Source organism: Brevundimonas sp. Leaf363 (assembly GCF_001424025.1).
Lineage (GTDB): Bacteria > Pseudomonadota > Alphaproteobacteria > Caulobacterales > Caulobacteraceae > Brevundimonas.
In genome coordinates this window covers 131,751-145,033 of the sequence record NZ_LMPZ01000001.1, presented here as the reverse complement: position 1 = coordinate 145,033, position 13,283 = coordinate 131,751, and the positions used below count along the sequence as shown (strand labels likewise).

12 protein-coding genes are annotated in these 13,283 nt (G+C 69.1%); 4 read left to right on the top strand and 8 right to left on the bottom strand.

The features are described from left to right. The first annotated feature begins 44 nt into the window (after nucleotides 1–44). The 3 genes from leuS to holA are packed head-to-tail and all read left to right on the top strand — an operon-like array spanning nucleotide 45 to nucleotide 4,134. Nucleotides 45–2,609 (top strand): leucine--tRNA ligase, encoded by a 2,565-nt coding sequence (gene leuS / locus ASG17_RS00735; protein ID WP_056098048.1) that lies wholly within the window; start codon nucleotides 45–47, stop codon nucleotides 2,607–2,609. Next, entirely contained in the window at nucleotides 2,606–3,085 is a 480-nt protein-coding gene (lptE, locus tag ASG17_RS00730) for an LPS assembly lipoprotein LptE (RefSeq protein WP_056098046.1), read from the top strand. The genes leuS and lptE overlap by 4 nt, the downstream gene beginning before the upstream one ends. Further along, the gene (holA, locus tag ASG17_RS00725; RefSeq protein ID WP_056098045.1) at nucleotides 3,082–4,134 is read left to right on the top strand and encodes a DNA polymerase III subunit delta; all 1,053 of its coding nucleotides are present in this window, start codon (nucleotides 3,082–3,084) and stop codon (nucleotides 4,132–4,134) included. Before lptE ends, holA begins: the two co-directional genes overlap by 4 nt. Nucleotides 4,135–4,262: 128 nt before the next feature. Here holA and ASG17_RS00720 read toward each other — a convergent pair whose 3' ends face one another. The 7 genes from ASG17_RS00720 to ASG17_RS00690 all read right to left on the bottom strand — a co-directional run bounded on the left by ASG17_RS00720 (nucleotide 4,263) and on the right by ASG17_RS00690 (nucleotide 10,538). Further along, nucleotides 4,263–4,442: a hypothetical protein gene (locus ASG17_RS00720; protein ID WP_056098043.1), complete on the bottom strand. Its 180-nt coding sequence runs from the start codon at nucleotides 4,440–4,442 to the stop codon at nucleotides 4,263–4,265. 26 nt (nucleotides 4,443–4,468) lie between these two features. After that, on the bottom strand, nucleotides 4,469–5,362 hold the full coding sequence (locus ASG17_RS00715; RefSeq protein ID WP_056098041.1) for a ParB/RepB/Spo0J family partition protein: 894 nt from the start codon (nucleotides 5,360–5,362) through the stop codon (nucleotides 4,469–4,471). 22 nt (nucleotides 5,363–5,384) lie between these two features. Next, the gene (locus ASG17_RS00710; RefSeq protein WP_056098040.1) at nucleotides 5,385–6,179 is read right to left on the bottom strand and encodes a ParA family protein; all 795 of its coding nucleotides are present in this window, start codon (nucleotides 6,177–6,179) and stop codon (nucleotides 5,385–5,387) included. Beyond that, complete coding sequence (gene rsmG, locus ASG17_RS00705; protein WP_056098897.1) at nucleotides 6,166–6,735, bottom strand: 16S rRNA (guanine(527)-N(7))-methyltransferase RsmG; 570 nt, start codon at nucleotides 6,733–6,735, stop codon at nucleotides 6,166–6,168. Before rsmG ends, ASG17_RS00710 begins: the two co-directional genes overlap by 14 nt. A 53-nt stretch (nucleotides 6,736–6,788) precedes the next feature. Further along, nucleotides 6,789–8,645: a tRNA uridine-5-carboxymethylaminomethyl(34) synthesis enzyme MnmG gene (mnmG, locus tag ASG17_RS00700; RefSeq protein ID WP_056098038.1), complete on the bottom strand. Its 1,857-nt coding sequence runs from the start codon at nucleotides 8,643–8,645 to the stop codon at nucleotides 6,789–6,791. Between the two features lie 208 nt (nucleotides 8,646–8,853). Then, nucleotides 8,854–10,161 carry a tRNA uridine-5-carboxymethylaminomethyl(34) synthesis GTPase MnmE gene (gene mnmE, locus ASG17_RS00695; protein WP_056098036.1) on the bottom strand — a complete coding sequence of 436 codons (1,308 nt, stop codon included), beginning with the start codon at nucleotides 10,159–10,161 and terminating at the stop codon, nucleotides 8,854–8,856. Between the two features lie 149 nt (nucleotides 10,162–10,310). Continuing rightward, nucleotides 10,311–10,538, bottom strand: coding sequence for a DUF6489 family protein (locus ASG17_RS00690; RefSeq protein ID WP_056098034.1), 228 nt, complete (start codon nucleotides 10,536–10,538; stop codon nucleotides 10,311–10,313). Nucleotides 10,539–10,599: 61 nt separating this feature from the next. Here ASG17_RS00690 and ASG17_RS00685 point away from each other — a divergent pair, with 61 nt between their 5' ends. Further along, on the top strand, nucleotides 10,600–11,586 hold the full coding sequence (locus ASG17_RS00685) for a quinone oxidoreductase (protein ID WP_369796632.1): 987 nt from the start codon (nucleotides 10,600–10,602) through the stop codon (nucleotides 11,584–11,586). Nucleotides 11,587–11,648: 62 nt separating this feature from the next. Here ASG17_RS00685 and rho read toward each other — a convergent pair whose 3' ends face one another. Further along, a complete protein-coding gene (gene rho, locus ASG17_RS00680) occupies nucleotides 11,649–13,106 on the bottom strand; it encodes a transcription termination factor Rho (protein WP_056098033.1) in 1,458 nt (485 codons plus the stop codon). Nucleotides 13,107–13,283: the final 177 nt, after the last annotated feature.

Genomic DNA, 13,283 nt, shown 5'->3' with positions numbered 1-13,283 from the left:
GCCGGGTCACGCCCCAGGCGTAACGACCCTGCAGGACTGAAGACTTGGCCCGCTACGAGCCCCGGACCGCCGAACCCCGCCAGCAGGCCCGCTGGGCCGAGGCGAACGCCTTCGTCACACCCGAGGGCGATACCGGGCGGCCGAAATACTATGTGCTGGAGATGTTCCCCTATCCGTCTGGGAACATCCACATGGGCCACGCCCGCAACTACGTCATGGGCGATGTGGTGGCGCGGTCGAAGCGCGCCCAGGGCTTCGACGTCCTGCACCCCATGGGCTGGGACGCCTTCGGTCTGCCGGCCGAGAACGCCGCCATCGAGCGGGGCGTCCATCCCGGCGACTGGACCTGGTCCAACATCGCCGCCATGCGCGACCAGCTGAAGCTGCTGGGCCTGTCGCTGGACTGGAGCCGCGAGTTCGCCACCTGCGACCCGGCCTATTACGGCAAACAGCAGGCCTGGTTCCTGGAGCTGTTCAGGCGCGGCCTGGTCTACCGCAAGGATTCAGTCGTCAACTGGGATCCGGTCGACAACACCGTCCTGGCCAATGAGCAGGTGGTGGACGGGCGCGGCTGGCGTTCGGGCGCGATCGTCGAGAAGCGCAAGCTGAACCAGTGGTTCCTGCGCATCACCGACTATGCCGACGACCTGATCGAGGGGCTGAAGACGCTGGAAGGCCGCTGGCCCGACAAGGTCCGGCTGATGCAGGAGAACTGGATCGGCAAGAGTCAGGGCGCCAACCTGCGCTGGGAGATTGTCGAGGCGCCGGCGGATGTCGCCGTCTCCGACCCCATCGAGGTCTACACCACCCGGCCCGACACCCTGTTCGGGGCCAGCTTCCTGGCCCTGGCCCCCGACCACGCCCTGACCAAGGCGATCGCCGCACAGCGGCCGGACGTCCAGGCCTTCGTCGACGCCTGCGCCAGCCTGGGCACCAGCGAAGCCGAGATCGAAAAGGCCGAGAAGCTGGGCGTCGATCTGGGCGTGCGCGTTCGCCACCCGTTCGACCCTGAGCGCACCGTGCCGGTGTGGTCGGCCAATTTCGTCCTGTCCACCTATGGCTCGGGCGCCATCTTCGGCTGCCCGGCGCATGACCAGCGCGACCTGGACTTCGCCCGCAAATACGACCTGCCGGTCACGCCGGTGGTCCGCCCGGACGGCGCCGGCGACGACTTCGCGGTCGGGACCGAGGCCTATACGGGCCCGGGCGCCCTGTTCGCTTCCGACTTCCTGAACGGCCTGCCGGTCGTGGAGGCCAAGGCCGAAGCGATCCGCCGGATCGAGGCGGCGGGCCAGGGCGAGGGCACGACCCTGTATCGCCTGCGCGACTGGGGCGTGTCGCGGCAACGCTACTGGGGCTGCCCCATCCCCATCGTCCATTGCCCGTCCTGCGGCGCGGTGCCGGCGGCTCAGCTGCCGGTCGAACTGCCCAAGGACGTCACCTTCGACAAGCCCGGCAACCCGCTGGACCGGCATCCGACGTGGAAGCACGTCACATGCCCGTCGTGCGGGGCGGATGCGACGCGCGAGACCGACACCCTGGACACCTTCGTGGACAGCTCCTGGTATTTCGCCCGCTTCACCGATCCGAAGGCGGCCGAGCCGATCCAAGCCGAGGCGGCCAGGCGCTGGCTGCCGGTCGATCAGTATATCGGCGGCGTCGAGCACGCGGTCCTGCACCTGCTCTACGCCCGCTTCATCAGCCGCGCGCTCAGTGACGCCGGCCTGATGGACGCGCCCGAGCCCTTCGCCGGCCTGTTCACGCAAGGGATGGTGGTCCACGAGACCTATCGCCGGGCCGACGGCGCCTGGGTCGAGCCGACCGACGTCGAGATCACGACCGAAGGGACCAAGCGCACCGCCCGCCAGCTCTCGACCGGCGAGGCCGTGACCATCGGCGACATCGAGAAGATGTCCAAGTCCAAGAAGAACGTCGTCGCCCCGCACGAGATCGTGGAGAGCCACGGCGTCGACGCCGGTCGCCTGTTCGTCCTATCGGACAGCCCGCCCGAGCGGGACGTGCAGTGGACCACCGGCGGCGTCGAGGGCGCCAGCCGCTTCGTCCAGCGCGTCTGGGCCGAGTTCGACGGCTTCGATCCGGCCGCCGCGGGCGATCCGGGGGCGGACGCCAAGCTGATCCGCGAGACCCACAAGGCCATCAAGGCCGTGACCGAGGGCGTCGCCGCCTTCCGTTTCAACTCGGCCATCGCGCGCCTTTACGCCTTCGTCGGCGTGGTGCGCGACCATGCTGCGGCGGGTGGCGTGGCAAGGCGCGAAGCCCTGTCGGCCCTGGCCCGGCTGGTCGCGCCGTTCACGCCTCACCTGGCCGAGGAATGCTGGACGCGTCTGGGTGAAAAGGGAATGGTCCTGGACGCCCCTTGGCCCGAGCACGACCCGGCCCTGGCCGCCGACGAGGCCGTGATCCTGCCGATCCAGATCAATGGCAAACGGCGCGGCGAGATCGAGATGCCGCGCGGCGCCCCCCAGGCGGACGTCGAGGCCGCGGCGCTGGCCAATCCGCAGGTCCAGGCCTACCTTGAGGCCAACTCGCAATCGATCCGCAAGGTGATCGTCGTGACCGACCGTATCGTCAATCTGGTGGCCGGATGATCCGGCGCGCGGCCGTCTTGCTTCTCGTCGCCGTTGCGCTTTCGGGCTGCGGCTTCACGCCCATGTACGCCCAGAACGCCGCCGGCGGGACGCTGTCACGCATCGCCGTCTCGGCGCCCGACAGCCGGTTGGGCTTCGAACTGCGCGAGCAGGTCGAGGACGCCCTCGGCTGGAACCGGGGCGCCACGCCGCCGCTGCACCGACTGGCCCTCGAGGTCGATCAGGAGCGCATCCCGCTGGGCCGGCGGATCGACGACACGGCCGTGCGCTATCAGCTGACCGTCAGCGCGGCCTGGACCCTGACGCCTGTGTCCGGCGCCCCCGCCCTGAGCGGCGTCGAGACCGCCATCGTCACCTATGCCGCCGCTGACCAGCCCTACGCCGGCATCGCGGCCCAGCAGGACGGCGAAGACCGCGCCGTCGCCGAACTGTCCCGCCGCCTGCGCCTGGCCATCCTGACCGCGCTGGCGGAGTGATCCTCTCCAAACGTCCCGAGATCGACCGCTTCCTGGCCCGGCCGGATCCGGCGATCCGCGCCGCCGTCATCCACGGCAAGGACCGCTCCGGCGTGGCCGAGCGAGCGCTGATCCTGTGCAAGACGGTCACGCCCGACCTGAACGACCCTTTCAACGTCAGCGTCCTGGGCGACGCGGACATCGACGGCGACGGCGTTGCGCTGGAGGAGGCGCTGACCGCCCTGTCGATGATCGGCGGGCGGCGTCTGGTGCGCGTGCGTTTCGGCGGCGACAAGCCGTCGCTGGACAAGGTTCTGGCCGCCGCGCTGAAGACCCATGCCGACGGCGGCTATAATCCCGACGCCATGCTGGTGATCGAGGCGGGCGCCCTGGGCCGCGACTCGGCGCTGCGCAAGGCGGCCGAGGCCGGCAAGGGCTCGGTCGGCATCGTCTGCTACGAGGATGAGGCCGGCGACGTGGCCCGCATGGTCCGCGAGGCCCTGGCCGCCGACAAGGTCAGCCTGACCTCGGACGCGCTGGAGCGGTTCGTCGGCCGCCTGCCCCGCGAACGCGGCCTGATGCGCCAGGAGATCGAGCGGCTGGCCCTCTACATCGGCCCCGGATCGGGCCGGACGCTGGACGCCGAGGGGCTGGAGGCCGCCCTGGGCGTCGAGCCGGACGCCAGCCTGCAGGACGCGGCGCTGCAGGCGTTCGGCGGTCGCCCCGGCCCGGCCCAGTCAGGGCTCCGGCGCGCCTTCGCCGAGGGAGAGAGCGCCGTCATGGCGGTGCGGCAGGCCTCGATCCAGCTCGGAAAACTCCGTCGGATCAATATCTTGCAGGACGCCGGCGCGGGCGCCAAGGAGGCGGCCAAGGCCGCCGGCGTCTTCTGGAAGCAGGAGGCCGAAATGCTGCGTCAGGCGCGCGGCTGGCGGCTGGAGCTGCTGGACGAGGTGCAGGACGCCATCAACACCGCCGACACCGCCACCAAGACCACGGGCGCGCCCGACCAGTTGATCGCCGAGCGGCTGCTGCTGGAGATCGCGGCGCGGGCGAGACGGATCGGGCTGTAGAATCTCCTCCCCATCAATGATGGGGAGGTGGCGCGCGAAGCGCGACGGAGGGGCGATCACACGGCGGCGCTTGAACGGCCCCTCCACCCTCCGGGTCCCCCTCCCCATTTCATGGGGAGGAAAGTGTATCAGCCCCGCTTCGACGCCTTGCGGAAGGCGGGCTTGGCCATCGCCGTGTTCTTGGCGCTGACGGACTTTTCGGGGTGCTGGCCGGGCTTGAAGGCGGGGCCGCCGGGCGCGCTGGACGCCTTCTTGGCCGCGAGGACGCGTTTCAGGGCTTCGGCGGCGGTCTCTGGGGTATCGGTCATGCGGGCACCCTAGCACGAACCGTCGATCAACCCCGCATCAGCCGTCGGCACAGGTCGTCCAGCTGCTCGAGGCTGGCGTAGCGAAGCGTCAGCTCCCCCTTGCCGTTGCGATCGGCGAGCGAGGCCTTCAGGCCCAGGGCGTCCGACAAGTCCTGCTCCAGCGCCGCGATGTCCGCCGATCCGCCGCCGGCGGCGGATGACGACCGGGATCGGTCCGGCCTGGGCCCAGCCTGGGCCTGGCGCGCCAGCGCCTCGGCCTGACGCACGTTCAGTCCCTCGCGCACGATCTTGTCCGCCAGGCCGGCCGGATCCGGCGCGGTGATCAGGGCGCGGGCGTGGCCCGCCGTCAGGGCCCCGTCCAGCAACAGCGACAGAACCGCGTCCGGCAGCGCCAGCAGGCGCAGGCTGTTGGCCACATGACTGCGGCTCTTGCCGACTACGGCGGCGACCGCGTCCTGGGTGCGGCCGAACTTCGAAATCAGCACCGCATAGGCCTGGGCTTCGTCCAGCGGATTCAGGTCCTGGCGCTGGACGTTCTCGATGACGCCGACTTCCAGCACCTCGACGTCGTCCATCTCGCGCACGACGATGGGGGCCTCGGTCAGGCGGGCCAGCTGGGCGGCGCGCCAGCGGCGTTCTCCGGCGACGATCTGGAAGCCCTCGCCAGACGGATCGGGCCGCACCAGGATGGGCTGCAGCACGCCCTTGTCGCGAATGGAGGCGGCCAGTTCGTCCAGCTCGGCCTGTGGGAAGGTCTTGCGCGGCTGGTCGGGATTGGGTTTCAGCAGCTCGATCGGCGCATGGCGCAGGCCCTCGGGGGACGGCGCGGGCCCGCCGGCAGGCGGCGCCACCGGGACGGCCGCATCCTCGCCCATCAGGGCCGAAAGGCCGCGGCCCAATCCTCTTTGACGTTCCGACAACTGTTTGTTTCCGTTCGTATAATCAGGCGGCTAGGCGGCGCTGCTTCTCGCGCGCGACGACTTCGCGCGCCAGCTTTAGATAGGCCTGGCTGCCAGAGGATTTCAGGTCGTAGATCAGCACGGGCTTGCCGAAAGACGGCGCCTCCGACACCCGCACGTTCCGGGGGATGACCGCTTCGTAGACCTTGTCGCCGAAGTGGGCGCGTACATCGTTCGCGACCTGACTGGAGAGGCTGTTGCGCCGGTCGTACATGGTCAGCACCAGACCCTGTATCTCCAGACGCGGGTTGAGGCTCTGGCGCACCATGTCGACCGTGCGCATCAGCTGGGTCAGGCCTTCCAGCGCGAAGAACTCGCACTGTAGCGGCACAAGCACGGCGTCCGCGGCGGCCATGGCGTTCAGCGTCAGCAGGTTCAATGATGGCGGGCAGTCGATCAGGACGTAGTCATACTCGGTCTGACAGGCCTGCAGGGCGTCGCGAAGGCGATAAGAGCGCCGGTCCGCTTGGCTCAGCTCGATCTCCACACCGGACATGTCCGCGTCGGCCGGGATGATGGACAGACCCGGTACGGCCGTGGGAACCGCCGCCTCGACGACCGCGCGCCCGTCCACGACCACGTCGTAGATCGTCACCCGCCGCGTTTCACGTGGAACACCCAGCCCGGTGGACGCATTGCCCTGCGGGTCCATGTCGACGATCAGCACGCGCTCGCCTATGGCGGCCAGGGCCGTGCCCAGGTTGATCGCGGTCGTGGTCTTGCCGACGCCGCCCTTCTGGTTCGAGACGGCGAGGACGCGGGTCTTAGGGGCGGACACGGCGTAGCCTCCGAACGCTCAGGATGCGACCTCGCGCATCGCTTTGCGACGGGATCAGCTCAGCGTCGAAATGCCATTGCCGGCGGGCCTCGATCAACTCGCCTTCTGCCTTTTCCCCCTTCAGGAACAGGCCGAGGGCGCCGGACTGTAGATAAGGCTGTGCATAGCCCAGCAGGCGGTCCAGCGGCGCGACGGCGCGGGCCGTGACCACGTCGACCGCGACCTTGTTGTCTTCGGCGCGGCCATTGATGACGGTCGCCGGCAGGTCCAGTTCGCGCACCAGCGCCTCCAGGAACCGGCACCGCTTGGCCAGGCTGTCGATCAGCCAGATGTGTGCGCCCGGGCGACCCTTCAGCAGAATGGCCAGAACAACACCTGGAAGACCGGCGCCGGCCCCCAGATCCGCCCAACGCGAAGCCTCCGGCGCGTGGTTCAGCAACTGCGCGGAGTCCCAGGCGTGACGGTTCCAAAAGTCCGGCAAGGTGTCAGGTCCAACCAGGTTCATCACGGCGTTGGTGTCCGTCAGCCGCTGCCGAAAGACCTCCAGGTCGGCCATCTGATGAGGCGTAGCGCCGGTCAGGGTCTGAAAGGCGGCCGCGTCGGGGGCGCTCACGCCGCCTCGGGGGTTCGACGACGCACATGGGACAACAGGGCGGTCAGCGCGCCCGGCGTCATGCCCTCGATCCGTCCCGCCTGCCCTAGCGTGACCGGCCGGACGCGCGCCAGCTTCTCACGAGCCTCGTTCGACAGGCCACCGATCGTCGCATAGTCGATATCAGCCGGCAGGATCAAATCCTCATCCCGCCGCAGGGCCGTCGCTTCAAGGGTCTGTCGATCAAGATAGGCGGCATAGCTCGCGTCGATTTCGATCTGCTCTCGAACGGCGGGCGCCCAGCGTGCGATCTCGGGCCGCGACCTCTCAAAGGCGGACAGGTCGACACCGGGAAAGGCGAGCAGATCGCGCATGGATCGACGTCGTCCATCGGCGTTGACCGCGATGCCTAAGGCGTTGGCCTCGCCCGGCGTGAACAGCGTTTCACGTGAAACACGGTAAGCCTCGGTCAGGCCTGCGGCCTTGTCGGCAAAGGCTTTGCGCCGCTCCGGGCTGGCCATACCAAGGTTAACGGCCAGCGGCGTCAATCGTTGATCGGCGTTGTCGGCGCGCAGGCTTAGCCGATACTCGGCGCGGCTGGTGAACATCCGATAGGGCTCGGTGACGCCCCGCGTGACGAGGTCGTCGATCATCACGCCGACATAGGCCTGATCGCGGCCCAGGATGACGGCGTCCGAGCCGGCGGCCGCGCGCGCGGCGTTCAGCCCGGCCATCAGCCCCTGCGCCCCCGCCTCCTCATAGCCGGTCGTGCCGTTGATCTGGCCGGCTAGATAGAGGCCCGGCCGCGCCTTGACCTGCAGGTCGGGCGTCAGCTCGCGCGGGTCGACGTAGTCGTATTCGATGGCATAGCCGAAGCGGAACACCTGAACCGCCTCCAGCCCCGGGATGGTCCGCAGGAAGGCCATCTGGGTCGCGTCGGATACCGATGTCGAGATACCGTTCGGATAGACCGTCGGATCGTCCAGTCCCTCGGGCTCCAGGAAGATCTGGTGCGAGGTCTTGTCGGCGAACCGCACCACCTTGTCCTCGATCGAGGGGCAATAGCGCGGGCCCCGGCCGGACAGGCGGCCGCCATAGACGGCGCTTTCAACGATCTTGTCGGCGATGATGCGATGGGTTTCCTCGGTCGTGTGGGTGACCCCGCAGGCGATCTGGGGGACGTCGATCCGCTCGGTCAGGAAGCTGAAGGGCGCCGGCTCGGCGTCCGCCGCCTGCATCTCCAGCCGGTCCCAGCCGATCGTCCGGCCATCGAGGCGGGCCGGGGTGCCGGTCTTCAGGCGCCCCAAGGCCAGTCCGGCGGCGTGCAGATCGGCGGCCAGGCCCGTCGATGGCGCCTCCCCATGCCGGCCAGCCGGGATGCGATCCTCTCCCTTGATGATGACGCCGTTCAGGAAGGTGCCGGTCGTCAGCACGACCGCGGCGGCGCGGATCTCTTCTCCGGCGCCGGTGACGACACCCACCACGCGGTCTCCGTCCAGCATCAGGCGTTCGGCCGTGCCCCGCATCCGGGTCAGGTTCGGCGTCTGGGCCAGGTCGGCCTGCATCGCCTCGCGATAGAGGCGGCGGTCGATCTGGCTGCGCGGGCCCTGCACCGCTGCGCCCTTGGAGCGGTTCAGCAGGCGATACTGGATGCCGGCCTTGTCGCCGAGCCGGCCCATCAAGCCGTCCATGGCGTCGATCTCGCGCACCAGATGGCCCTTGCCCAGGCCGCCGATGGCCGGATTGCAGCTCATCTCGCCGATGGTCTCGAGCTTCTGGGTCAGCAGCAGGGTGGCCGCGCCAAGCCGCGCGGAAGCCGCCGCGGCCTCGCAGCCGGCGTGCCCGCCCCCGATAACGATGACATCGAACTTCATGGGCGGGCATGTAAGGGAAAACGGCCCTTCCCGCCAGCGCGGCCGGGGCGGTGTTTCACGTGAAACAATAAATCTCCCTCCCCTTTATGGGGAGGGATGGCGGAGCGCAGCGAAGCCCGGGTGGGGAAGTCCGGGCTGCGATGCGCTCACACACCCCACCCGTCTCCCGCTTCGCACCAGCCACCCTCCCCATAAAGGGGAGGGAGAGTTACTTCCCGATGCAGAAACTGGCGAACACCTCGCCCAGCACCTCTTCGACACCGATGGCCCCGGTGACGCGGCCGAGCGCATCGGCGGCCCGGCGGAGGTCGTCGCCCGCCATCTCGGGCGCGATCGTCAGCGCCCGGCGCGCGGCCTGAACCGCCTCCAGCGCCTCGGCCAGGCGGCGTCGGTGTCGCTCGCGGGTCACGGCGGGGAAGTCGGCGCCGGACAGGTCTTCGGCCAGCCGCGCGGCGAGGATGTCGTACAGCGCCGCCATCCCCTGCCCCGTCGTGGTGCTGACCGACAGGCCTTCGCCCGGCCCCTCAAGACGCTCTGTCGCCAGATCGGCCTTGGACCAGACCAACAGATCGTTCGGCCGCGCGAAGGCCGCCGCCACGCCCTCGGGATCGCCCGGCGCGCGGACCCAGATGCGCAGATCAGCCGCCTCGGCGCAGGCCTGGGCGCGGCGGACGCCTTCGGCCTCGATGACGTCCTCGCTCTCGCGCAGGCCGGCGGTGTCCGACAAGGTCACGGCGTAGCCGCCGATCACCAGCTGGGCGTCCAGCACGTCGCGGGTGGTGCCGGGAATGGGCGTGACGATGGCCGCCTCGCGCGCGACCAGGGCGTTGAACAGCGAAGACTTGCCGGCGTTGGTCTCGCCGATCAGGACAATGCGATAGCCATCACGCACCCGCTCACCGCGCTCGCCGTCGGCCAGCGCCCGCTCCAGATCGTTGATAAGGAAATCCAGCGCCGGCCCGGCCGAGGCGGCCAGACCGTCCGGCACCTCCTCATCGGGGAAGTCGATCTCGGCCTCGACCAGGGCCATGGCCTCCAGCAAACGGCGGCGGAAACCGGCGTAGGTCCGGCTGAGAGCGCCGTCCAGCTGACCCAGCGCTTGGGTTGCCTGAGCCGTCGTCTCGGCATCGACCAGATCGGCCACCGCCTCGGCCTGGGCCAGGTCCATCCGGCCGTTCTCGAAGGCTCGGCGGGTGAACTCGCCCGGCTCGGCTGGGCGCATGCCCAGCGCCATCAGCGCGGCCGACACTGCCTCGACTACCGCCCGACCGCCGTGAAGATGCAGTTCCGCGCTGTCGTCGCCGGTGAAGCTGTTGGGCGCGGAGAACCGCAAGACGAGCGCCTGATCCAGCGTCGCGCCCTCATGGCTCAGCGTACGCAGACTGGCCCGCCGCGCCTTGGGCGTCCCGGCGCCCATGCCGACCAGCGCCGCATCCACCCCCGGCCCGGACAGGCGGATCACCGCGATGGCGCCGCGCCCCGGCGGCGTGGCCAGGGCGAAGATGGTGTCAGACATCTAGATCCTCCCCCATAGGGGGAGGGGGACCGCTTGCGGTGGAGGGGGAAGACGCCAGGCGCGGCGGGTCATCTTCAGACGGTGCGGCTGAGGCGAGCCCCCTCCACCCCTCCGGGGTCCCCCTCCCCCTATGGGGGAGGATCTTGGCGTCACGGCTTGACCGCCGCCTCCATCAGCTTGCGGAACTGGTCCTGCGCCTGAAGGCCGAAGCTGGTCCATGTCTTCATCAGTTCGTCGGGCTGCATGGCGGTGATGTTCTTGTCCATGCGCCGCTTCATCTCGGCCACCAGGTGATCGTTCAGCGGCTCGACATTGGGCAGGCCCATGAAGGCGCGCGCCTCGGCCGGTTCGCAGTCGATGGTGATGTTGACTTTCATGGCCGCGCTCCAACCTTGGGATGACCGTCATAGGCCGATCCGGCCGACGAAAGGAATACGCATGCCCGCCTCCTCCATCCGCGCCGTCCGCATCGAGAAGACCGGAGGCGCCGAGGTGATGGCCCTGACCCAGGTCCCGACGCCCGAGCCGGGCCCGGGTCAGATCCGGGTGCGTCATGTGGCGATCGGTCTGAACTTCATCGACGTCTATCACCGTACGGGCCTCTACCCTCTGCCCCTGCCCGCCGGACTGGGCCTGGAGGCCGCCGGCACGGTCGAAGCCATCGGTGAAGGCGTAGACCGCTTCGAGATCGGCGACCGCGTCGGCTACGCGAGCGGGCCCGCCGGCGCGTACTCCGAGGCGCATGTCGTGGACGCCGGGCGGGCGGTCCATGTGCCGGACGGCGTCTCGCTGGAAATCGCCGCGGCCGCCATGCTGAAGGGTATGACCGCAGAGATGCTGGTCCGACGCGTGTTCCACGTGAAACAGGGCGACGACATTCTGGTCCACGCGGCCGCCGGCGGCGTCGGCCTGATCCTATGCCAGTGGGCCAAGGCCATCGGCGCGCGGGTCATCGGCTCGGTCGGCTCGGAGGCCAAGGCGGAGCTGGCGCGGACCCACGGCTGCGACGACGTCATCCTCTACGACCGCGAGGACGTGGCCGAACGAGTGAAGGCGCTGACCGACGGCCGCGGCGTGGCGGTGGCCTATGACTCGGTCGGCAAGGCCACGTTCGACGCATCGCTGGCCAGCGTGCGGCGGCGCGGGACTGTCGCGGTGTTCGGAAACGCGTCGGGGCCCGTGCCGCCGGTCGATCCCCTGCGCCTGTCGCGCGGCGGCTCGCTGTTCCTGACGCGGCCGACCCTGTTCGACTATGTCGCGACCACCGAAGAGCTGGACGCCTCGGCCGCCGCCCTGTTCGAGATGATCGAGAGCGGCCAGATCAAGGTCGAGATCGGCCAGACCTTCCCCCTGGATCAGGTGCAGGACGCCCACCACGCGCTAGAAGGCCGCGGCACCACCGGCTCGACCCTGCTGATCCCCTGACCAAGAAAAAGGGGCGGACCCGACGGCCCGCCCCTTTCTAATCCCTGCAGGCGGCTGCCTGCTCAGGTGTTCATGGACTGGAAGAAGTCCGAGTTGTTCTTGGACTGGCGCAGCTTGTCGAGCAGGAACTCGATCGCGTCCTGCGGGCCCATCGGGTTCAGGATGCGGCGCAGGACATAGGTCTTGGCCAGCTGGTCCTTCGGCGTGATCAGGTCTTCCTTGCGGGTGCCGGACTTCAGCACGTCGATGGCGGGGAAGATGCGCTTGTCGGCCACCTTGCGGTCCAGCACGATTTCCGAGTTACCGGTGCCCTTGAACTCTTCGAAGATGACCTCGTCCATCCGGCTGCCGGTGTCGATCAGGGCGGTGGCGATGATGGTAAGCGAACCACCCTGTTCCACGTTGCGCGCGGCGCCGAAGAAGCGCTTGGGCCGCTGCAGGGCGTTGGCGTCGACGCCGCCGGTCAGCACCTTGCCCGACGACGGCACTGTGGCGTTGTAGGCGCGGCCCAGGCGGGTGATGGAGTCCAGCAGGATCACCACGTCCTTCTTGTGCTCGACCAGGCGCTTGGCCTTTTCGATCACCATCTCGGCCACGGCCACGTGGCGGGTGGCGGGCTCGTCGAAGGTGGAGGCCACGACCTCGCCCTTCACGGTGCGCTGCATGTCCGTCACTTCTTCCGGGCGTTCGTCGATCAGCAGGACGATCAGGAAGACCTCGGGGTGATTGGCCTCGATCGACTTGGCGATGTTCTGCAGCATCACCGTCTTGCCGACGCGCGGCGGGGCGACGATCAGGCAGCGCTGGCCCTTGCCGAGCGGCGCGACGATGTCGATGACCCGGCCCGAACGGTCCTTCAGCGTCGGATCCTGGATTTCCATGTGCAGCCGCTCCTCGGGATAGAGGGGCGTCAGATTGTCGAACAGGACCTTGGTCTTGACCTCTTCGGGGTCTTCCAGATTGATCGTGTCGACCTTCAGCAAGGCGAAGTAGCGCTCGCCCTCGCGTGGGCCGCGCACGGCGCCGTGGACGGTGTCGCCCGAGCGCAGGCCGAAGCGGCGGATCTGCGACGGCGACACATAGATATCGTCCGGGCCCGGAAGATAATTGGCGTCGGGGCTACGCAGGAAGGCGAAGCCGTCGGGCAGAATCTCCAACACGCCCGAGGCGATGATCTCCACCTCCTCGTCGGCCAGGGCCTTGAGGATAGCGAACAGCAGGTCCTGACGACGCAGGTTGGAGGCGTTCTCAATCTCCAGCTGCTCGGCGAAGGCGACCAGATCGGCCGGCGTCTTCTCGTTCAGCTCGGCCAGGGTGATGCGGCCGGACGGAACGACGGGCTCGCCCTCGTCCTCCTCGGCCTCCTGATCGACGATGGAGGTGTCGATCGGGCCGGCGTCGTCATGGCCGGCGTCGTCATGGCCAGCGTCCTCGTGGCCGGCGTCTTCCTGGACGTCCTGGACGTCGGGCAGGGCTTCGGCCTCGGGGCTGTCGGGATCGGTGTCGCGGACGTCGGTCATGCTCTTGGATCTTCTGTGGTCACAGCGGGTCGCGCGCCGAAAGGCGGGCGGTTCGGCTGGCGATGTCTGGCCTTGCGGCCGGGTCAGGAGGGACGGCGGGCTCCGGCGGACGAAATCAGCCGGCGTCGTCAGGAGAGAGGGACCGCCCGGCGAGGCCAGGGACGGTTCGCGAGGAGG